This window comes from Frigoribacterium sp. CFBP9030, assembly GCF_034045195.1.
Taxonomy (GTDB): domain Bacteria; phylum Actinomycetota; class Actinomycetes; order Actinomycetales; family Microbacteriaceae; genus Frigoribacterium.
In genome coordinates this window covers 70,161-92,366 of the sequence record NZ_JAXCWG010000005.1, presented here as the reverse complement: position 1 = coordinate 92,366, position 22,206 = coordinate 70,161, and the positions used below count along the sequence as shown (strand labels likewise).

The 22,206-nt window shown below is 72.3% G+C and carries 11 protein-coding genes and 1 riboswitch; of the genes, 5 read left to right on the top strand and 6 right to left on the bottom strand.

The window, feature by feature from the left end:
• Positions 1 to 198: 198 nt before the first annotated feature.
• Complete coding sequence (locus SOM13_RS07735; RefSeq protein WP_320479421.1) at positions 199 to 1,107, bottom strand: bifunctional methylenetetrahydrofolate dehydrogenase/methenyltetrahydrofolate cyclohydrolase; 909 nt, start codon at positions 1,105 to 1,107, stop codon at positions 199 to 201.
• A gap of 176 nt (positions 1,108 to 1,283) precedes the next feature.
• A complete protein-coding gene (glyA, locus tag SOM13_RS07730; RefSeq protein ID WP_320479324.1) occupies positions 1,284 to 2,561 on the bottom strand; it encodes a serine hydroxymethyltransferase in 1,278 nt (425 codons plus the stop codon).
• A 38-nt stretch (positions 2,562 to 2,599) separates the two neighbouring features.
• Positions 2,600 to 2,685, bottom strand: a riboswitch (ZMP/ZTP riboswitch).
• 80 nt (positions 2,686 to 2,765) lie between these two features.
• On the opposite strand from glyA, the gene clpS reads away from it, so the two are divergent.
• Together clpS and SOM13_RS07720 are read left to right on the top strand one after the other, a co-directional pair.
• The gene (clpS, locus tag SOM13_RS07725) at positions 2,766 to 3,074 is read left to right on the top strand and encodes an ATP-dependent Clp protease adapter ClpS (RefSeq protein WP_374231425.1); all 309 of its coding nucleotides are present in this window, start codon (positions 2,766 to 2,768) and stop codon (positions 3,072 to 3,074) included.
• Positions 3,071 to 3,637 carry a DUF2017 family protein gene (locus SOM13_RS07720; RefSeq protein ID WP_320479323.1) on the top strand — a complete coding sequence of 189 codons (567 nt, stop codon included), beginning with the start codon at positions 3,071 to 3,073 and terminating at the stop codon, positions 3,635 to 3,637. Before clpS ends, SOM13_RS07720 begins: the two co-directional genes overlap by 4 nt.
• A 39-nt stretch (positions 3,638 to 3,676) precedes the next feature.
• Here the strand turns inward: SOM13_RS07720 and SOM13_RS07715 are convergent, their stop codons facing one another.
• A complete protein-coding gene (locus SOM13_RS07715) occupies positions 3,677 to 3,859 on the bottom strand; it encodes a PspC domain-containing protein (protein ID WP_192061304.1) in 183 nt (60 codons plus the stop codon).
• A 249-nt stretch (positions 3,860 to 4,108) separates the two neighbouring features.
• Here SOM13_RS07715 and SOM13_RS07710 point away from each other — a divergent pair, with 249 nt between their 5' ends.
• Entirely contained in the window at positions 4,109 to 6,220 is a 2,112-nt protein-coding gene (locus tag SOM13_RS07710; RefSeq protein ID WP_320479322.1) for a serine/threonine-protein kinase, read from the top strand.
• Between the two features lie 747 nt (positions 6,221 to 6,967).
• On the opposite strand, the gene SOM13_RS07705 is transcribed toward SOM13_RS07710, so the two are convergent.
• From SOM13_RS07705 to SOM13_RS07695, 3 genes are read right to left on the bottom strand one after another with little or no spacing between them, the layout of a single operon-like run.
• On the bottom strand, positions 6,968 to 11,329 hold the full coding sequence (locus SOM13_RS07705) for an FtsK/SpoIIIE domain-containing protein (protein WP_320479321.1): 4,362 nt from the start codon (positions 11,327 to 11,329) through the stop codon (positions 6,968 to 6,970).
• A gap of 59 nt (positions 11,330 to 11,388) precedes the next feature.
• A complete protein-coding gene (locus SOM13_RS07700; RefSeq protein WP_320479320.1) occupies positions 11,389 to 12,897 on the bottom strand; it encodes a hypothetical protein in 1,509 nt (502 codons plus the stop codon).
• The gene (locus SOM13_RS07695) at positions 12,894 to 15,755 is read right to left on the bottom strand and encodes a PT domain-containing protein (protein ID WP_320479319.1); all 2,862 of its coding nucleotides are present in this window, start codon (positions 15,753 to 15,755) and stop codon (positions 12,894 to 12,896) included. Before SOM13_RS07695 ends, SOM13_RS07700 begins: the two co-directional genes overlap by 4 nt.
• Before the next feature lie 447 nt (positions 15,756 to 16,202).
• On the opposite strand from SOM13_RS07695, the gene SOM13_RS07690 reads away from it, so the two are divergent.
• Together SOM13_RS07690 and SOM13_RS07685 are read left to right on the top strand one after the other, a co-directional pair.
• Positions 16,203 to 16,484, top strand: coding sequence for a pyrophosphorylase (locus SOM13_RS07690; RefSeq protein WP_192061299.1), 282 nt, complete (start codon positions 16,203 to 16,205; stop codon positions 16,482 to 16,484).
• A gap of 179 nt (positions 16,485 to 16,663) precedes the next feature.
• On the top strand, positions 16,664 to 22,195 hold the full coding sequence (locus SOM13_RS07685) for a DUF6531 domain-containing protein (protein WP_320479318.1): 5,532 nt from the start codon (positions 16,664 to 16,666) through the stop codon (positions 22,193 to 22,195).
• Positions 22,196 to 22,206 lie beyond the last annotated feature (11 nt).

The window sequence follows — 22,206 nt, the reverse complement described above, 5'->3', positions numbered from 1 at the left end:
GCCAGCGCCAGCGCGCCAGAAGGTGGACACGACGCCGGGTTTAGATCTGGCGTCAAGTCCACCTTCTGGCGTCGTGGGGGATCAAGCCGCCACGAGGTCGACACGACGCCACCGGATCTCGTGGCGTCGTGTCGAGTCGGTGGCGTCGTGGCCCGGGGGCGACGCGCAACGGGCGCCGGGCGCCGGGCGCTCGGCGGATCAGCGCTCGGCGGCCTCGACCACGTTCTTCAGCAGCATGGCGCGCGTCATCGGCCCCACCCCGCCCGGCACCGGCGACTGGAACCCGGCGACCGACGCGACCGCCGGGTCGACGTCACCACGCAGCCGGTACTTCCCCGTCTCGTCGTTCAGCACGCGGGTGATGCCGACGTCGATCACGGCGGCCCCGGGTGCGACCCAGTCGGGCTTCACGAGCCCCGCGACGCCGGCGGCCGCGACGACGATGTCGGCGCGACGCACCTCGGCGGCCACGTCGGCCGTCCGCGAGTGGGTCAAGGTCGCGGTCGCCTCGAGCCTCGTCAGCAGCAGCCCGAGCGGGCGCCCCACCGTCAGTCCCTGGCCGATGATCGTGACGTGCCGCCCCGCGATCGGGATGTCGTACGCCGTCAGCATCTCGACGATGCCGCGCGGTGTGCAGGGCAGCGGCGTGTCGATCGACCCCTTGCCGCCGGGCACCGCGAGCACGAGCTCGCCGAGGTTGACGGGGTGCAGTCCGTCGGCGTCCTTCGCCGGGTCCATCAGCTCGAGCATGGCCGTCGGCTCGATGCCGGCGGGCAGCGGCAGCTGGATGATGAAGGCCGTGACCGCGGGGTCGGCGTTCATCGTCTCGATGGCGCCGCGGATCTCGGCCTCGCTCGCGGTATCGGGCAGGTCGATGCGGATCGACTCGATGCCGACCTCGGCGCAGTCGCGGTGCTTGCCCGCGACATACGAGAGCGACCCCGGGTTCGCGCCGACCAGGATCGTCCCGAGCCCCGGGGCGATCCCCCGCGCCTTCAGCGCCTCGACCCGCACCCTCAGGTCGTCTTTCACCGCCGCGGCGAGCGCCGTCCCGTCGATGCGGATCGCGGTCGACTCGTCACCGGCGACGAACCGCTCGCGAGGCACGACCGGCGCGTCGAGCACCGGCACCTCGGCCGTCGGCACAGCGGCGGCCGTCGGCACGTCGGCCGCCGCACCGGCGGTCGGCACATCAGCCGTCGGCGCATCAGCGGCCGGCACGTCGAGCACCGGATCGACGACGTCTCCCGAGGAGGCGCGGGTCGACCCGGTCGCGCCCGCCGTCACGCGTAGAGGGGGAACGCGTCGGTCAGCGCCTTGACCCGTGCCGCGAGGGCCGCGATGTCGGGTTCGGGCATCAGGGCGAGGGCGATGATGTCGGCCACCTCGGTGAACTCGGCATCGTCGAAGCCGCGTGTCGCGAGGGCCGACGTGCCGATGCGCACGCCCGACGTCGTCATCGGCGGACGAGGATCCCACGGGACGGAGTTGCGGTTGACGGTGATGCCCACCTCATGGAGGAGGTTCTCGGCCTGCTTGCCGTCGACCTCGGAGGCCCGCAGGTCGACGAGCACGAGGTGCACGTCGGTGCCGCCGGTGAGCACGTCGACGCCGGCCGCCTGCGCGTCGTCCTCCATCAGGCGGGCGGCGAGCAGCTGAGCGCCGCGGATCGTGCGCTCCTGGCGGTCTTTGAACTCGGGCTCGGCGGCGAGCTTGAACGCCGTGGCCTTGGCCGCGATGACGTGCATCAGCGGGCCGCCCTGCTGGCCGGGGAACACGGCCGAGTTCAGCTTCTTGAACAGCGGCTCGTGGTTCGAGAGGATCACACCCGAGCGCGGGCCGGCGAGGGTCTTGTGCACGGTCGACGAGACGACGTGGGCGTGCGGCACGGGCGACGGGTGCAGGCCCGCCGCGACGAGACCGGCGAAGTGGGCCATGTCGACCCAGAGGTACGCGCCGACCTCGTCGGCGATGGCGCGGAACGCTTCGAAGTCGAGCTGACGCGGGTAGGCCGACCAGCCGGCGATGATGACCTTCGGCTTGTGCTCGATGGCCTGACGACGGACGACGTCCATGTCGATCAGGTGGGTCTCGGGGTCGACCTCGTAGGCGACGGCCTTGTACATCTTGCCCGAGAAGTTCAGCTTCATGCCGTGGGTCAGGTGACCGCCGTGCGACAGCTCGAGACCGAGGATGGTGTCGCCGATGTCGGCCAGCGCGGCGAGCACCGCGGCGTTGGCCTGCGCGCCCGAGTGGGGCTGCACGTTGGCGAAGTCGGCTCCGAACAGCGACTTGGCGCGCTCGATGGCGAGGTTCTCGGCGACGTCGACGAACTCGCAGCCGCCGTAGTAGCGGCGACCCGGGTAGCCCTCGGCGTACTTGTTGGTCAGCACGGAGCCTTGCGACTCGAGCACGGCGCGGGGCACGAAGTTCTCGGACGCGATCATCTCGAGGTAGTCGCGCTGGCGGCCCAGCTCCTGCTCGAGCACGGCGGCGATCTCGGGGTCGACGACCGAGAGCGGCTCGTTGAAGGTCGACGGGAGTTTCTGGTTGACGGTCATGGGACTGCTCCTCGGCACACGGGACGGACGGGATCTGGTGTCGTGGCCCAGGCGTACGGCCACCAACCGTGTGTCAGTCGCTCCCCGATGGTCGACCATCTGAACGCCAGTCGCGACCGCCCCAGCATAACGCGACCGCCCGGCACCGGGTAGGCCCCGGGCGCCGGGCGACCCGACGACGGCCGGGCATGACACCCTGGTGAGGTGAGCACGACCCTCGACGAAGAACGCACCGGCACCCGGGCCGAGGCCGACCTGCGCCTCCTCGGGGCCCCCGACACCCCGTGGGTGACTCTCGTGTGGGACGACCCGGTCAATCTGATGTCGTACGTGACCTATGTCTTCCAGACCTACTTCGGCTACCCGAAGGCACGCTGCGAACGCCTGATGATGCAGGTGCACACGAGCGGCAAGGCGACGGTCGCGACGGGGCCCCGCGAGCAGATGGAACGCCACGTCGAGGCTCTGCACGACTTCGGCCTGTGGGCGACCGTGTCGAAGGCCGACGAGTGAAGCTGCCGTTCCGTCGCGAGCGCGGCGGCGACGACGTGCTGCTCGAGCTGCCCGAGCACGAGCGCGCGCTGCTGATCGACCTGACCCGGCAGGTGGTGCAGCTGCTCGAGCACGGTGACGCCGACGATGCCGCCGTCGCGCGCCTCCTGCCGTCCGCCTACCCCGACGACGCCGAGGCCGCCTCGGAGTTCAGACGATTCACCGCCGACGACCTGACGAACCGCAAGATCGCGAACGCCCGCGTCGTGCTCGTGACCCTCGCCGACCGGCCGCCCGAGCCGTCGGGCGACGACACCGGCCCGACGACCGCCGACACGGAGCCGAGGAGGCGCGGGTCGAGACCGCGCGGACCTCGCCCCGACGCGCGCCGGCTCGACACCGCCGCCCAGCAGGCGTGGCTGCGGAGCCTGACCGATCTGCGGCTGACCCTCGGAACCCGCCTCGGCGTCACCGACGAGGGGATGCCCGACGACGCCGAGCCGCACCTCCGCGCGATGCACGCCGTGTTCGACTGGCTCGGCTACCTGCAGGAGTCGCTGCTGCAGACGCTCACGCGTCGCTGAGCGGGGTCGGCCTGGCCAGCGCCACGCGGCAGGTCGCGCCTACTTCTCTTTGGGGAACAGCACCCAGAGCACCACGTACAGCAGCACCTGGGGCCCGGGCAGCACGATCGACAGCACGAAGAGCAGTCGCACGAAGAACGGGCTGAGGTTGAAGCGGTTGGCGAGCGCGGCGCAGACGCCGGCGATGACCTTGCCGCGGCGGGGACGAGTGAGGGTAGCCATGGATCGAGCATGGCATCGACCACTGACAGAGGTCCAGCACGCCCGATCGGCGTGAGTCGCGTCGTCTCCACAGCGTGATCAGCGTCGTCTCCGAGGCGTGCGTCGCGTCGTCTCCGCGGCCTGCGTCGCGTCGTCTCCACAGCGCCCCGCGCCGCGCGCATCCGGTGCCGGTGCGGTCAGTACGATGAGGGGTGGAACGGTCGGGCGCGGGCCCGGATCGTCCGCACGGGGGTACACGAGGGGGAAGCAGTGGCGCAGTCGCGGTCAGGGGAGGCTCTCGGCGCGTCCTATCGACTCATCGAGCTGATCGGCACCGGCGCGGTCGGCGAGGTCTGGCGCGTCTCCGTGGCGCGAGCCGAGGTGACGCACGACGATGGCGGCGACGGCGCCGTGGACGGCTCGCCTGCCGACGCTGCACCCGCCGACTCCGGCGAGGCCGCCGCGAAGCTGCTGAAACCCGAGCACGCCGACGACGCCGGCCTGGTCGAGCGGTTCGTGCGCGAGCGCTCGGTGCTGCTGTCGCTGCGTCACCCGAGCATCGTGCGGGTGCGAGACCTGGTGGTCGAGGGCGACCGTCTCGCGATCGTGATGGACCTCGTGCCCGGCGGTTCGGTGCGCGACCTGCTCGCCGCGACCGGGCCCCTGCCCGCTCGAGACGCCCTGACTCTCGTCGCCGAGGTCTTCGACGCCCTGGCGGCCGCGCACGCACGCCAGGTCACGCACCGCGATGTGAAGCCCGACAACGTCCTGCTCTCCGAGCCGTGGCGCCCCGGTCTGACCGGTGCCGTCCGGGTGAGCGACTTCGGCATCGCCTCAGTGGTCGACGAGAAGCTTCGGCAGACCACCGGGCTGCTCGGCACGCCGCAGTACATGTCGCCCGAGCTGATCAGTCAGGGTCGCTCGGGTGGGCCCGGCGACGTCTACGCCACCGGTGTGATGCTCTACGAGCTCCTCTCGGGTCGAACGCCCTTCGCCGGGCCCGGCACCGACTTCACGGTCGCCTACCGTCACGTAACGTCGACGCCCCCGCCCCTCGACGTGCCGGCCGATCTGTGGGCTGCGCTCGAGTCGGTGCTGTCGAAGGACCCTGCGGCACGCCCGTCGGCCGCCGACGCGGCGAGCTCGATGCGTCGGCTCGCGGCGGCCCACGCCGAGCTGCCGGCCCTCGCACCGGTGGTCGCACCCGAGGGCTTCGACGACGTCGAGCGGCCGGCGACGATCGTCCGTGGTGCGGCGGCCGGGTCCGCCTCGCCCGACACCATCCCAGGAGGCGCGAGCCGGTCCCCCGGGGCGGCCGGCGACCCCGACGCGGCCGGCTCCGACGGGGCCGCCGCCGCCCTCGCCGAGCCCCGACCCGACCTCGGCACCGGCGGCTCGGCCACGATCGTGCGGCCGATGCCCCGTCGCGTGGCACCGCCGACCCGTGCGGCCGCGGCGGCTGAGACCGCCACCCCCGGGTGGCGACCCGTCTGGCTCACGAACAAGGTCGCGGCGTTCGCTGCGCTGGGCGTCGTGCTGATCGCCGCGCTGGTGATCGGGCTCGTCGTGCTGCTGCCGGGAGACTCCCCCGCCGAAGAGACCCCCACCTCGCCCGATGCGGCCACGGCCAGCCAGCGCGACACGGCGCTGCCGACGGGGCTGTCGATCGTCCGCGACGCGAGCTACGACCCCGACGCGGGCACCGTCTCGGTGACGATCGCCTACGCCGCGCAGAGCGCCCCGCTGACCGGCCCGCTGCTCGAGGTGCTGCCCGCACCCGCCGACGGCGACGGCTGCCCGCCCGTCACCTGGACCGGCGCGACCGGCACCCGCAACCAGCCCTCCGTCACCGGGGTCACGGTCGACTGCGGCTGGGCCCTCACGGGGGTCGATGTGCCCGCGGGCGGTCAGGTCGAGGTCGAGGCGACGCTCCCTGCGGAGTTCACCGACGCCACGGCGCTCGACGCCTGGCTCGATGCGGCAGCGGCGGCGACCACCGAGGCGACCGGTGACGAGACGGTGACCGGGTCCGCGTATCCGGCGCAGCGCCTCCTCGGAGTCCGGGTCGTGACGCCGTCGCGCACGGTCAGCCAGACGCCGCTGACCGTCACCCTCGTGCCCGTCTGGGCGGGCGGGCCCGACGAGCTGAACCCGCTCTACTCGAGCCCGAGCACCGGGTCTCCGTCGCAGATGCTCGTCGACGTTGCGGGCGGCGAGGAGGGCGTGCGGTTCGCCGACGGCTGCGGCGGGGCGCTGGCGGTGTCGTCCGACGGGCTCGTGGTCACGGCGCTGTCGATCGCGCCCGCGTGCGTGCTGCGCGCCACGGTCGGCAACTTCACGAACCTCGAGAGCTCGCCCTTCAGCATCACGACGCGCGACTAGCCGCCGGTCCGTCCGCCCGGCCGACGTGCGTGCGCGGGTCGCCCCACTCGAGTGGTCAGAAAACGCCCTTCACCGCCCGCGGAAGGACACTTTCTGACCACTCGACCCCGCGCCCGCGCCGCGCCCCAGCGTCGCCACCCCACTCGAGTGGTCAGAAGACGCCCTTCGCGGCCCACGGAAGGACAGTTTCTGACCACTCGACCCCGCTCCCACCCGCGACCGCCCACCCCGGCATCGCCACCCCACTCGAGTGGTCAGAAAACGCCCTTCACGGCGCGCAGAAGGACACTTTCTGACCACTCGACCCCGCTCCCACCCGCGCCCGCGCCGCCCCGGCGTCGCCACCGCACTCGAGTGGTCAGAAAACGCCCTTCACGGGACTCGGAAGGACAGTTTCTGACCACTCGCAGTCGTCCCCACCCGCGCCCGCGCCACCCCGGCGTCGCCACCCCACTCGAGTGGTCAGAAAACGCCCTTCACGGCGCGCGGAAGGACACTTTCTGACCACTCGACGCCGCGCCCGCGCCCACGTCGGCAGACCACCTGAGTGGTCAGAAAACGCCCTTCGCGGCACCCGGAAGGACGTTTTCTGACCACCCTCGATACGGCTGCGTGCGGGCGCACCCCAGCACGCCGAGCCGAGCACGCCCAGCGCACCTCAGCGCACCCCAGCGCACCCGAGCACGCCCCAACACGCCCCGGCCCGGCACGGCGGCGACCGCGGGCACGGCGCCGAGGAGGCGCGGGTCAGGCCGTGCGGGCCGGCTCCGCGACGCTCGGGCTCATCGCCTGCACGAGCCGCACCGCGCCTCCTGCACCGGCGTAGCCGCGCCCCTGGGTCAGTGCGACCGGGGCGCGTCGCGGCAGCGGCACGCCGAGCAGCTCGCCGTCGTAGTCGACGTCGGGCTGCAGCAGCACGCCGCAGCGCGACTTGCGGACGGTCTTCGTCCAGTGCCCGTAGAGCGTGCGCAGGTCGGCCGACCGACCCGCCGCGATCACGCAGAGGCCCGGCCGGTTCGATGCGAGCAGGGTCGCGATCGACTGGTCGGTGTCGTCGAAGCGCTCGGCGTCGTCGATCAGCAGCACGACCGGTCCGCGTTCGAGACGGAGCGCTGCGAGCAGCGCGGGCACCTCGTCGGCGCCGACGGCGACCCGGTCGAGCGGAGCGTGGACGAGCGGCGAACGGCGGTCGCCGATACCCCAGACGACGGGCCGCGCAGAACCCGACACCGACCGGATCGACTCGGCGATCGCCAGCAGCAGCGTCGACTTGCCCGACCGCGCGGGCCCTGCCACGAGCACGTGCTCGCCCTCGTAGACCTCGAGCACGGCGGGGGTCAGGTCGTCTTCGCCGATGCCGATCGGCAGGCGCCATGGCTCGTCGTCGAAGGTCGGGGCGAGGCCGAGCTCGTCGACGCGCACGTCGTCGGGCAGCTGTCCGATGGCGTTGGACTTGGGGGCGGCGTCGCTCCAGACGGAGGCGACGTGCGCGACGGCCTCGACGAGGCTGCCCGCCGGGGTCGCGACGTGCATCTGCAGCCGGTTCGTCACGTCGACGAGACGACCGGGCACCGGCGCGGGGATGCTCTTGCCCTTCACCCCGAGCGACGCGTAGTCGTAGGGGTCGGCGAGGCGGAACAGCCACTTCTGCGTCGTCACCTCGTCCATCGCCGACGGCACCGCCTTCGCACGGGTGGTCGACACGGCGAACGAGAGCCCGAGCGCGGGCCCGTCGGCGTAGACGCGGTAGAGCAGGTCGAGCAGCTGCTGCCCCTCGTAGTCCTGCAGCTCGTCGCGTAGCGCGGCCAGCCCGTCGAGCAGCACGACGGCGCGACGACGGCCGGTCGGGTCGGCGCGGCGGGCTTCGAGCTCGGTGCGCAGATGCCGGAGGAACCGCGCCTGCTGCTCCTTCGCCCCGGCACCCGGTCCGACGTAGGCGACGGTGTGCGGCAGATCGGCCAGGGGCGCGAGGTCGCGCGAGCCGAGGTCGAGCACATACAGGTCGAGGTCGGCGGGGTCGGTCTCTCGCGCCAGGGCGAGCGCGAGGGACGCGAGCGTCGTGCTCGTGCCGCTGCCCGGGATCCCCATGACGAGCAGGTTGCCCTGCGCCATGTCCCACCCGGCGGGGCTCTGCCGCTGCAGATCGGGCTCGTCGGCCAGAGCCACGACGACCCGGTCGCCGACCACCCCGCCGACCTGCGGCCCACCGCCGCGCACGCGGTCGTGGCGCGACCCACGGCCGTCGCCCGACCCGCCGCCGTCGCCTTCCGCCGTCGGGAACTCCGCCGTCGGGAACCCGGCCAGCGCGATCGACTCGCCCAGCGCCTCCGGCCAGACCTGCCGAGGAGGCGCGAAGCCGGCCTCGGAGTGGGCCGCGACGATCGCGTCGATCAGCTCGTCGAGGTCGGTGCTGTCTTTCGCCGAGGCGCGCGGGGGCGCCGGGCGCGGTGCGGGCACGCCGAACTGGCCGATCTCGCGGACGCTGACGGCCTCGGCCGCCGCCTCGAGGGCGCGCCCCGTGACGAGGGCGGTCTGCACGGGGGTGATGTCGTCCTGTCCGAGCTTCACGTACGCGCGACCCGTCTGCGCGCGCGAGATGCCCGCGGCCGCCGGCACGCCGATCACGTTGCTGGAGTCCTCGCGGCTCTGCACCCGCAACGCGACGCGGAGGTTCGTGTTCGCGAGGATGTCGTCGTTCACCACGCCGGCCGGGCGCTGCGTGGCGAGGATCATGTGCACGCCCAGCGTGCGGCCGACGGCGGCGACGCTGACGAGCGAGCTGAGCACGTCGGGGAAGTCCTTCGCGAGCATCGCGAACTCGTCGACGACCAGGAGGAGGCGCGGCATCGGCTCCGCAGGAGACGTCGCCAGATACGCCTCGAGGTTGTCGATGTCGTCGCCCGCCTCGGCGAAGACGCGCTGACGGCGCTGCATCTCGGCCTCGAGGGATCGGAGGGCGCGGTCGGCGAGCTGCTCGTCGAGGTTGCTGATCGTGCCGATCGTGTGGGGCAGCCGCTCGCAGGCCGCGAAGGCCGCGCCGCCCTTGAAGTCGATCAGGATGAAGTTCAGCCGCGTCGGGTCGTTGCGCGCGGCGAGCCCGGCGACGAGCGAGCGGAGGAACTCGCTCTTGCCCGACCCGGTGGTGCCGCCGACCAGTCCGTGCGGGCCGTCGGCGACGAGGTCGAGGGTGAGCACCCCCGATTCGGACGACCCGATCGGGGTCGAGACGCCGGTGCGGGCGCGCCACATCGACTGCACGGACTCGGCGTCGACCCGCGGGACGCCGAGCAGCTCGGGCAGGCGCACGAGCGAGGGCAGCGACGCGCCCGGCACGATCAGCTCGGGGTCGTCGAAGTGGGCGAGATGACGGGCGCACTCCTCGGCGGTGGGCACATCGACCCCCGCGAGCACGACGTCGTCGACGCGGGTGCGGTCTTCGGGGCGGTGCACGGTCGCGGCGGCGTCTTCGCCGACCACGACGACGGTGGTGCACGACGCGGGCAGCTGCTCTTCGCTGGTGGCGATGACGATGCCGCTCACGCGCACGCTGCGTTCGTTCGGACGCAGCGACGAACCGGGCGTCGAGCGGCCGTGACCGAGGATCGCGCGGGCCGGAGCGTCACGCCCCTCGGTCAGCACCTCGGAGTCGAGCACGACGAGCAGGGCCGGGGTCGGCATCTCGTCGACCGTCTCGCGGAGGCCGCGCAGCATCGACACGCTCGCCTCGCGGCGGGCCGACATCCAGCGGTCGCCGGTGCTGCTGCCGACCTGACGGGTGTGCGGCAGCCACGAGGCCCACTCCCAGTCGCCGTCGCGACCTGGGTCGCAGAAGGTGCCGATCGTGAGGTCGGCGGGGCCGCAGTGCACGGCGGCCTGGGCGAGGAGGCTGCGGGCGAGCGCGAGCGCCCCGGCACGGTCGCCCACGATGCCGACGACACCGGCGTCGGTCAGGTCGACGACGACGGGCGCCGACGCGAGCCGCCCGGCGGCGAGGGCCTCCTTGACGCGGTCGTCTCGGCGGGTGGAGCCGCGGTCGTCGAGGGCGGGCCGCCAGGGCACGTCGCCGATGCCGGCGTGCAGCGCGAGGAAGTCGTCGGCGCCGACCCGACGCTGCCAGAGGAGCGTGGTCGGCAGCTCGGGGCGACGCAGCACCGTCGCCGGGTCGGGGACGAGATCGAAGCGGCGCCGCGCCTCCTCGGCCGCCGCCTCGGCGATCTCGGCGGAGAACTCGCCGATGGCATTCTCGAAGCGCTCCTCTTCTTCGCGGAGGTTCTTCGTGCGGCGGTGCTTCTGCTCGAGCCACATGCCGATCGCGGTCACCGGGCTGAGCAGCGCGAAGAGCGCGAACCGGGCGTCGCCGAGCAGCGCGACCATCGCACCGGCCAGCAGCAGCGGCGCGAGCACGGTGATGTAGCTGAACTTCGAGGCGGGGGGCACCTCTTTGCGGTCGGGCGGCTGCACGGGTTCACCGTCGTCGGCTCGGCCCGGGCGGGGCGGGCGGTTGAAGGGAGCCGTGGAGGCGGGGGTCAGGTTGTGCAGCGACCCGGGCGCCGGCACGGTGACCTCGGCCAGAGCGGGGCGGACGAGCAGGACGGCGCCGCCCACGATGGCGGTCGTCGCCTCGGTGATGACGAGGCCCTCGGCGTCGACCCGTTCGCCGCCGATCAGGGTGCCGTTGGTCGAGCCGGCGTCGCGGATTCGGACCCCTTCGCCGTCGGGCTCGTTCTCGATGGTGCAGTGCTCCCATGAGGCGCTGGCGGTCGGCAGCACGAGGTCGGCCTGCGGGGCGCGGCCGACGACGAGCGGCCGGCTGCGCGGCACCTCGACGACCTGCCCGGCGGCGAGACCGCCGGCGAGGGTGACGCTCCAGCCTGCGACCTGGCGTCGGCGCGTGCCGGGGGTGCGGGCGATACGCGATCCTTCGAGCAGCACGAGCTCGTCGAGCGGGGTGTCGAGCGGCACGGCGGCCTCGTCGACGAAGAGGTCGGCGTCGCCGGCGTGGAGCGCTCCCCCGGCGGTGGTGACGAGCTCGCCCAGGGTCGCCGCGCTCTGCCAGCGATCGACGTCGATGCTCCGTCGGTCGCCGTCGAGATCGATCAGGACACGCATGGGGGCTCCTCGGTCGGAGGTGGGGTGGGGCGGGCTCGCTGGGGGTGCTGTTCTTCTCGTCAGCCGGCGGCGGGAGCGGTGACGGGGCCGGCGAACCAGATGAGCCCCGTCGACCCGTCGTCGACGGCGGGGCGCAGACCGAGGTCCTGCGACGACGAGTTCAGCACGGCGACGTCGGCGTCGAGGGCCTGCGCCGACGAGAAGTCGACGGCGGGGCCGGCCATGCCGTCGCCGGCGCCGAGACCGAGGGCTCCGAGTGCGTCGCCGACGGCGCCGGGCTCGATCGAGCCGGCCGATTCGACGGCACGCACGAGGGCGACCACGGCGTCGTGGCTGCGGGCGTCGGCCGCACCGGCGACGACCGAGAACGGCTGATCGCCGGTCAGGTTCACGGCGTCGGGGTCCTGTGCGAGCACGCGGACTCCGCCGAGGAACGCCGACACCGATCGACCGGCGCCGTCGCCGCGGAGGGCGGTCGCGTCGCCGCTCTCGGCGCCGACCGTGACGAGCGAACCGGAGAGGCTGGCGCCGTCCTCCTTCAGCGCTGCGGAGAACGCGGGGCTCGTGGCGTCGGGGGTGAGCACGACCGGGACGGCGAGGTCGGCGGCCTGCAGCCGCGCGACGACGGCGGCCTGGCGGGTCGCCGAGCCGCTGACGAGGACGGCGTCGGAGGGATCGGCGACCGGCTCGGTCTCCTGGGAGGCGGTGGCCGAGACGTCGTCGCCGGTCGCAGTGGTGCTCGTGGCCGGCGGAGTCGACCCGGTGAGGCGGGCGACCTCGCGGGCGAGGGCTTCGTCGCCGGCTGACGACGTCGCCGTCTCGGTGCGGCCGATCTCGACGCCGACGGGGGCTCCGCCTCCGGCGTCGACGAGCAGCGTGTTGGTCGCGCCGCCGAGCGCCTCGGTGAGGGCGGCACCGGTCTGCGCGGCGTCGGGAGCCGTCGACCAGACGTCGCCCGAGGCGCCGTCTTGTACGGGGGCGTAGGGGAGGACGACGGGGATGCCTGCGTCGGCGGCGGCGGTCACCGCGCCGATGATGTGCGGACCGGACGAGGCGATGACGATGCCGGCGACGCCCTGGTCGACGAGGGCGGTCACGGCCTCTGCCGCACCGGCCTCGGTGCCGCCGTCGTTCTCGGTCGCGAGGGCGATGTCGGCCCCGCCGAGCTCGAGGCGCCGTTCGGCGACGAGGGCGCCCTGGGCGGCCCCGTTCCAGTCGGCGCCCTCGGCGCCGGGGCCGAGGGTGACGATGACGCCGACCGTGGTGCCTTCGGGCAGATCGGTCGCGGTCAGGGCGACGGGGAGGGTCGCGGCCACGGGGGCGCCGACGGGTTCGTCGTCGGGCTGCACGACGACGACGGTCACGACGATGGCCGCGGCGACGACGAGGGCACCCGCCACGATGGCGATCGTGCGACCACGGCGACGCGGGCGGGTCTCGGCCGACGCCGCCGACCCGACGGATTCGGCCGACTCGACAGGTTCGGTCGACTTCGCGCTCGGCGAGCTGCCGGCCCCTGCGGTCGTGGCGCCGGGCGTCTCGCTGTGGCGTGCTCCTCGGTCGCTCATCGTGCGCCGCCGATCGTGAAGGCGTAGAGGGTGGTCGACGTGGCGCCGGAGGGCACGTCGAGGTGGAACGCCGGGAGGGCGGTGGCTGCTTCGAGCGACGCGGTGAACTGCGCCTGGCGGAGCATGATGCCGGCGATGTCCTCCGCTCGGACGTTGGCGTAGCCGGACGCGTTCTGCGTCGCGAGGGCGAGCTGGAAGTCGGCGGTGTCGGCCTTGGCCGCGCTGGTGGCCATCGCTCCGAGGATCCCTGAGCCCTCCACCTGACGGTCGCCGAGGTCGAGCATGACCTTCGCGAGGTCGCCGGCGAGGAGCGTCGAGGCGCCTTCGACGTCGCGCGTCGAGTTCTGTGTGCTCGCGGCGATGCGCTCGAGCGACGACGCGGTCTGCTCGTCGATGGCGGCAGCGAGCCCGGAGGTCTGCTCGTCGAGGTCGACGCGCTGACCCTCGATGGTCTCCTTCGCATCGCCGACGACCACGTCGGACGTCGACGAGAGGCCGACGATCGAGCGGTCGAACGCATCGATGACGGTCTGGCGCGTAGCGGCACCCTGCGTCGAGACCTCTCGGACCTGATCGCCGATGAGTCCCTGGATCTCGTTCGAGGCGTCGATCGAGGCCTCGGCGAAGGCCTTCTCGACCTCGTCTGCCAGGGCGTCCTGCTGGATTTTGAGCGTGTTGAGATTCTCCGCCACGGCGGCGTTCTGCCCCTGGGCCCTGGTAACGCTGATCTGCAGCGCCTCGATCGACGAGTCGAGCCCGCCGTCGCCCGCCTCGATGGTGCGCGCGAGTCGATCGATGGCGTCATCCACGGCGGAGGTCGTCTCGTCGAGGGTGGCGATGGTGTCGCCGATCCCGCCGGGGGCGCGATCGTCGTCGACGTCGGAGGCAGCGAGGACCTCGTTCCAGGCGGTGGCCTGCGCGTCGAGACGCTGACTCATCGGCTCGAGACCGATGGGGAGGTCGATGATGCGGGGAGCCGCGCCTCCTTCGCTCTCGTCGTCGCCGGGCGCAGCGGTGGGAGCCACCGTCGGTTCACCGGTCGGTGCGGTCGTGGGCTGACCGGTCGGCAGGCCGGTGGGCTCGGGTGTCGGCTCGGACCCGTCGTCGTCGCCTCCCTCGGGGACCTCGCAGGCCACATCGGTCAGGTACGCCCGCAGCTGCTCGACCTCGCCCCGGGACATACCCTCGCCGATCTCGTCGCAGAGACGGGCGGCGAGCTCGGCGTTCTGCTCCTGCATCGTGTCGCCGGAGAACGGCAGGTCGATTCCGCCGTCGGCGGCGTCGGGCAGGTCGCCGATCTCGGCCCGTGCGTCTTCTGCGGCGTCGTGCAGGGCGTCGACCTGGTCGCGCAGGGTCGGCACGCCGACCGAGACGGCGTCGGCTGCGTCGCGGAGGTCGTCGAGGGCCTCGGCCACGTCGTCCTCCGACGCGTCGGCCGCGAGGGCGTCGAGCTGGGCGTCGAGCGCGGCGAGATCGGCCGTCAGCGCGTCGTTGCTCTCGATGGCGAGAACTGCAGGCTTCGCGTCGAGCGACTCGGCGAGCGCGACGCCGTCGGTCACGAGACCGATCAGGGCGACCGTGACGGTGACCGACGAGGCGAACAGCGAGCAGGTGAGCGACGACTCCGTCTTGCAGCTCGCGGCGTCGGGGTTCGACGGGCCGACGGTGCGCTGCAGCTCGGCGGCGACCTGGTCGCGGCAGCCGGCGGTCGACTGGGCGTACCCGTCGAGCTGGGCGGACACCTGCAGCAGGCTGCCGTAGACGCTGGCGGTCTGACCCGGTTCGGCGACGACCGCGGCGCAGCCCTCGCCGTCGATCGTGACGGCGGGTGCCGTGGCCGACGTGTCGCCGAGCAGCGAGTCGACGCTCGAGACGGTCTGCTGCAGCTGGCTCAGCACGGTCGACTGGGTGCCGGTGACGGTGGCCGAGAGGTCGGTCTCGAGCGAGCCGAGCTGGCCGCTGAGGCCGTCCATCGTGCTGGCGAGAGACGAGCTGCTCTCTTTCAGCTGCTCTGCGGTGCGGACGCCGAGCGTCTCGGACGTGCTCTCGAGGTTCGTGCGCACCTCGGTGATCGTCTCGCCGGCGCGGCTCAGGACGGTGTTGACGTCGCCGACCAGCTCGATGGTGCGCTGCTGCAGCGCCAGCTCAGAGGTCGTCGACGAGTCGAAGGCCGACCCGAGCACGCCGTCGACGGTGAGGTCGGTCGAGATGCCGGGCTGCGCTGCGAGGTCGATCGTGGGTGCGGCGAAGTCGGTCACATCGGCGACGAGGTGCAGGGTGGTGCTGGCACCCGAGCGCGGAGGGGCGAGCAAGGCGGCCCACTGCACGACGGCGTCGCCGTCTTCGGTGGTGCTGACGATGCCGTCGGTGCCGGCACCCGTGCCGCTGCCGGTCGAGTCGGAGATGACCTGGCTCGGCGAGACGCCGGTCAGCACGGTCGATGCGGCGAGGCTGATGGGCGCGCCCACGAGGGCCGCGTCGGTGCGGGATGCGCCGGCGACGTCGTAGCTGAGGTCTTGCGGGGCGACGGTGAGGTTCTCGACCGTCAACTCGATCTCGACGCGGCCGTCGTAGCCGTCGAGGTCGGCCAGGTCGGTGCCCGTGCCGTCGGTCGTGCGGTACTGCGTGCTGATGCGCAGCGGCAGGTCGCCCGCGACGTCGGCGGGCACGTGCTCGGCGGTGGTCGTCGAGGAGGTACGGGTCGCGTCGTCGACGGAGATGGCCGTGCTCGAGACGGCCGTGATCGACCCGTCGGTGGCGAGTGCCGTGTCGACGGTCTGCAGGACCTTCGACGGATTCTCGACGACCGTCGGCTCGGACGTGCAGGCCGTGGCCAGCAGTGCGACGACGCCCGCCATGGCGACGACGCCCAGTGCGCGCCCCCCTCGGTGCCGTCGCAGAGTCGTGCTGTGTGTCTTCGTTCCCCTGGCCATGCAGACCGTTCCCCCTAGAAAGTGCTGTCCCTCCTTTGCATGATAGGGGTATGTCGGACGGCTGTGATGTCCCCCATCAGGGTCGTGAGCGGCCCGCGACAGACGGATCGGTGCAGGGACGAGGATCGGCGGCCTTTCCACAGGCGAACATCGACGCCGAACTCGGCTCGACGGGGCGAACCCCGCGCCGAGCGGCTGCGCCGGCGAAGGCTGCGACGCCGTTGATCCCTCCCCAGGCCGCCACCCCCCGAACGGGGACCGACAGATCGGTGCAGAAGGGGTGCATCCTGGCCGTGACGAGCTAGTCTCGTCATGTTCAAGCCCCGGGGGCGTCTTGCACGGGGGCTATTTCCAGATGAAGGGGACATCACCATGTCACGCGTACTTTCCACCGAGCAGGCCAAGACGGCCATCCGCCAAGTCCAGTCGATCGTCAACGGCGGTTTCACCGACCAGATCTCGCAGCTCGACGCTCAGGGCCGCATCCTGTCCGACCCCAACGTCTGGGACGGACCCCTCGCGGCGACCTTCCGCGGCTCCACCTGGCCCGAGACCAAGGCCGCCCTCGACAAGGCCAAGACCGAGCTCGAGCAGCTCCGTACCCAGCTCGACAACATCTCCGCCAACATCTTCTCCGCCGGCGGCGGCGCGTAACACCAGACGACTGCCCCCGTCACCCCGATCTCCGGGGGGACGGGGGCGTTCGCGTCGCGCCGGGCGTCAGAGATCACGCGACGCCGTGAGATTCGGCACGACGACGCCAGACGCCCGGCAGGCGTCAGCACCAGCTATCCGCGACATCGCAGCATCACTCCTGAGGGGGAGGACAATTCATGGGGGATCCCAAAGGCGGCAATGAGCCCGTACCGTTCGACAACGGCACGGCCGACGCACTCGTCACCGCGTTCAACAACGCAGCGGACGACATCGAGGGGCAGAGCGGTTCTCGCTCGTCGCTCGTCACGACCGCGTCGCAGGAGTTCCGTGGTCTCTTCTCCGAGCTCTTCACCACGAACGCGGCGACTGCTGCGACAGGTGCCAGCACCCTCGCCACGAGCTTCCGGGCGATAGCGGACTTCGCCGGCGAGCTGAAGGAGGCGGCGAAGCAGGAGAACGACCGCCGCCGCAAGGCACGGGAGTGGCAGCAGCGCCAGGACGATCGCAACGGCTTCGAAGAGTGGCGAGACAGCATCTGGGGCGGCGAGGAGATGCCTCGTGAGCAGCCCGAGCCGGCGCCCCAGCTCGAGCCCCAGGACGCCAACGTCGGTACCCGCGAGACTCCCGCGCCCGGTTCGGGCGGCGGCAGCGGCGGCACCTCGTCGGCGAAGCCCGACGACCTCCGCTCGTTCGCCACCGGCAGCGCAGCCCTCGACGCCGAGCTCGCGGGCCGCCCCTCGACGCTCTCCGGCAAGCTCGCCGACTTCGCGTCCGACTGCCAGTGGGGCGTCATCCACGCCGACGGCGTGGTCTCGAGCTTCTCGACCTGGCTGACCGCCAACGACACCGATGTCGCGTGGGCGAACACGGTCGCCGGCGCGTTCGAGGCGGCCGGCGGTTCGGGCGTCGTCTCGACCGTCGCGGACTCTGCTCTCGCCGCCGCACTGCAGTCCGCCGGGGTCCAGGGTCAGCGCGACGACCTCGTCGTCCCGCCCGCCCAGGGCTGGGGGTCGCCGCCCACGACCGGCTTCACGATGGACCCGGTCAACACGACCACAGGCAACTTCCTCGAGACGGAGGTCGACCTCGCCTTCGCGGGTGCCGCCTCCTCGTTGCGGGTCTCGCGCACCTACAACTCGCTCGACGACCACGTCGGCCCCTTCGGCCCGGGCTGGGGCTCCGTGCTCGAGATCGGCCTCACCCTCGACGACGAGGGCGCCGCGTTCACGATGGACGACGGCCGTGTGGTCACGTTCCCCCGTCTCGGCAGCTCGTGGGATCGCGCCGTCGGCGAGAACTTCTGGCTCGCAGCCGAGGTCGCCTCGACCCTGCCCGGCCTCGGCGACACGGGCGCCGAGACGCTCCTCGTGGTCCGCGACAACACCGGCGGCTGGTGGGCCTTCTCCCCCGCCGGCGTCTGGCTGGCGAGCGGAGGAGGCGCGGGCACCGTCGTCCGCGTCACCCGCGCCCCCGACGGACTCCCGTCGCGCCTGACCCACGCGCGTGGTCGAACGATCGACATCGACTACGTCGACGGTCGCGTCGCGACCCTCACCGCCTCCGACGGCCGCCGGGTCGAGTACGCCTACGACGCAGCCGGGCGCCTGACCGGCGCTGCGAACGAGGTGGGCACGCGACGGTACGACTGGAACGACGCGGGTCTGATCTCGACGGTGACCAGCGCCTCCGGCGTGGTCGAGGCCCTGAACACGTACGACGAGCAGGGGCGCGTGACGCTGCAGGTGTCGCCGCACGGCCGCACGGTGCGTTTCGCGTATCTGCCGGGTCGGGTGACGGTCATCTCGGACGTCGACGGCACCCGGTCGAACAGCTACATGGCCGACAGGAAGGGCCGACTCGTCGGGGTCGTGGACTCCGACGACCAGCGCCAGTCGATGAGCTACGACCCGAACGGCAACCTCGTCTCGGTCACCGAGCGCGACCGATCGGTCACCGTCAACGGCTACGACGAGCGCGGGCGCAAGGTCCGCACCGTCACGCCGTCGGGCGCCGATCTCACCTACGGCTACGACGCCCTCGACCGGGTCACCACCGTCGTGACCGAGTCGGGCGCCGTCGTCGAGTACGAGTACGCCGACGACGCCGAGCGCAACCCGTCGGCACTGGTCGACCCCGAAGGCGGCCGCACACTCATGCGCTGGCGCGACGGGCTGCTCGAGAGCGTCGTCGACCCGACAGGTGTCGTCGTCCGCTGCCACTACGACGAGTACGGCGACCTGATCGCCACGGAGAACGCCGTCGGCGACGTGGCGCGCATCGAGCGCGACCACGCCGGTCGTCCGGTGGCGGCGGTCAGCCCGTCGGGAGCCCGCACGACCTACACGTACGACGCCGCGGGGCTGCTGGTCTCGCGTCGCGATGCCGACGGGGCGATCTGGCGCTTCGAGCACGGGGCGGGTGCCCGGGTGAGCGCGATCATCGACCCCCTGGGCGCGCGCACCGAATTCGGCTACGGCCCGCACGGCGACCTCGAGACCACGACCGATCCGCTCGGCCGTGTCGTCTCGCGGCGCTTCGACGACCAGGGCGACGTCTCGGCTCTGGAGCTGCCGGACGGCTCGTCGTGGGCGTTCGCGCACGACGGTCTGTCGCGCCTGCGGACGATCACCGACCCCGCGGGCCACGACTGGACCCGCGAGTACGACGTCACCGGTGCGCTCACCGCGACCGTCGACCCGACGGGAGTCCGGCAGGAGGCGCGGGTCGACCGCGCAGACGGCACCGGCACCCTGCGCGACGCGTTCGGCACCACGACCCTGCGTTTCGACGAGTTCGGCCGCCCGGTGGCGACCGAGGCCGCCGACGGCTCATCCGAGCTGACGACGTACGACCGCTGCGGCCGTCCGGTCGAGCTGGTCGACGGCGAGGGCGGTCTCACACGTCTCGAGCGCGATGCCGGCGGGCGCGTCACTGCGGTCGTCACCCCCTCGGGAGCCCGGACGACCTACGAGTACGACTCGTGCGGCCGCGCTTCGGCGAGCGTCGACCCCCTCGGCGCACGCACCACCCTGGCCTACGACGCCGACTCGCGGGTCGTCGCGCGCACGCTGCCGACCGGCGACGTCGAGGGCGTCCGGTACGACGCCGTGGGCCGTGTGGTCAGCAGGTCGACACCGGGTCACGGACAGGCGCGGTTCGACTACGACGCAGCCGGTCGACTCATCGGCACCCAGGACACCCGCTACGGCCGCCGTCGCTTCCGGTACGACGCGGCCGGTCAGCTGATCGAGGCCGAGAACGGTCTCGGCGGCGTGACCCGCTTCGAGTACGACGTCCGCGGGCGCGTCGTCTCCATCACCGATCCGCTCGGCAACGAGACGCGGCGCGAGTACGACGCCGCCGATCGCATCATCGCCGTCACGGACCCGCTGGGCCGGACGACGACCGCTGCGTACGACGCTGCGGGCCGCCAGGTCTCGCAGCAGGACCCCACGGGCACGACCACCACGTGGACCCACGACGCCTCGGGGAACCCCTCGGGCATAAGTGTGGACGGGCGCGTGCGGTCGTCGTTCACCCGCGACGCGTTCTCGCGGTCGATCGTGGTGACCGACCACACTCGCTCCGACCGGGTCGACCTCGAGCATGAGCTGACGTTCGATCGTCGCGGGCTCCTGGTCCGCCGCGCCCGGGGCGGCGAGGCGGTCTCGTGGGAATACGACGCCGACGGGCGGCGCACCGCGCGCATCGATCCCGACGGTGGTCGTGTCGACTATCGGCGTGACGCCGCGGGTCGCGTGGTCTCCGTCGTCCGCGGCGGACAGGACAGCGCGCACGTCTCGTACGACGCCGCTGGTCGGGTCGTCGAGGCCACGACCGGTGGCGACCTGCAGACCTGGGACTACGCGGAGGGCCATCTCTCCCGGCACACGAGCACGACTTCCGAGGGCTCGTCGACGACTCGGATCATCCGCGACGACGAAGCCCGCATCGTCGCTCTCGACACCGTCGACGGTCGGGTCGACTACACCTACGACGCCGCCTGCCAACTGGTCGGTCTCGAGCGCGAGGGCCGCACCTCGACGTGGTCGTATGATGCCGCCGGCCGGCTCGTGCACGAGCTGGTCGATGGCCGGGTGCGCAGCTTCCGGTACGACGCCGCGGGTCAGCTCGTCTCCGAGGAGGCGCGGGTCGGGTCGACGACGGACGCTCTCGACACGGTCGTGGTCGCCTCCGTCGAATATGTGCACGACGGTCTCGGGCGTCGGATCCGTCGGATCGACACCGACGGCTCGTTCACGGAGTACGCCTGGAGCGACCTCGGCTGGCCGACCGCGATCACTGCGCGGGACAGCGACGGCGGCGTCGTCTCGCAGACGAGTCTCTGGGTCGATGTGCTGGGCGAGCTCGCCACGATCGACGGTGTCGACACCTGGTGGGACACCGCGAGTGCTGTGCCGTCACTCGTGTCGATCGCTGGCGCACCAGTCGTGACGATTCCCGGTGGCGCGACGACAGTCGGTGGTGAACAGCTCGAGCCGACCTGGCGGGGCGCCCGCGCGACCGATGTGGCGGATCCGTGGGAGGCGCTTCGCACCTCCTCGGGGATCCCCGGTCTCGAGTTGCCTGCCGGTGTGGAGTTGTCCGCGTCGGGTGGCCTCGCGGTCGCAGGTCTCGACTGGCTCGGGGCGCGGGTCTACGACCCGTCGACCAGAGGATTCCTGTCGACCGATCCGCTGGCGCCCGTGCTGGGCGCAGGCTGGGCCGGGAACCCCTACTCGTATGCGGGCAACGACCCGATGCACGCTCTCGACCCGCTCGGGCTGCGCCCCGCGACGGACGCCGACCTCGACGCCTACGCGAAAGCGAACCAGGGCGCTCTGGCAGATGCGGGCGACTGGTGGGGTGAGAACTGGGAGTACGTCGCAGCTGGCGCTGCGATCGCCGTTGGCGTCGGTCTCATGTTCACGGGCGTCGGTGGTCCTGTCGGCATGGCCTTGATCGGCGCGGCATCCGGTGCTTTCATCGGCGGTGGTGTCTCAGTTGTCTCGCAGAAGGCTCAGACAGGAGAAGTCGACTGGGGCAAGGTCGCCACGGACGCAGCCATAGGAGGTGTGCTCGGGGGCGCTGGAGGCGCGGCGGGTGCGTTCGGCAAGGCAGCAATGGCATCGGCTCCTGCGGCTCAGGCCGGACGAGCCGTGGCAGTCAACGTCGCGGCCAACGGCGGAGTCGGCGCGGTCGGCGGTGGCGCCACCTATCTGGCCAGCCATGGCGGGCGAATCGAGAACGGTTGGGACTTCGCGGGTGCGATCGTCGGTGGGGGCGTGTCTGGGTCGGTCGGCGGACTGGCAGGACCGGCAGGTGGCACGATCGCTCGCAATCTGGGACACACGGCAACCAGTGGTTTGGCGACGGCGAGCACGGTCGTTCTCAACGGCGTGGGGTCGTCTGCGGGTACAGCGGTGCAGAGCATCGTGGCGGGTGAGGACGTGAACCCGCTCGAGGTCGCTGTGAATGGAGTTGTCGGGTCTGGGCTCTCAGCCCTGCCACTCGACCGCGTGATTCCCGGCCAACATGGGGTCAACACGCTTGCGCAGATGCCCTACTTCAGTCCGCGGTCGTTGACTGGAGCGCTCAATCTCGGGGCGCACAACACGGCTGGCCTTTTCGGATCCGCCGTCGGCGGTACGGTCGTGGGAGGCGGGGTGGATGTGTTCCGCGACAGTGTCGGCTTGACCGTCGACTAGAGAACGGTGAT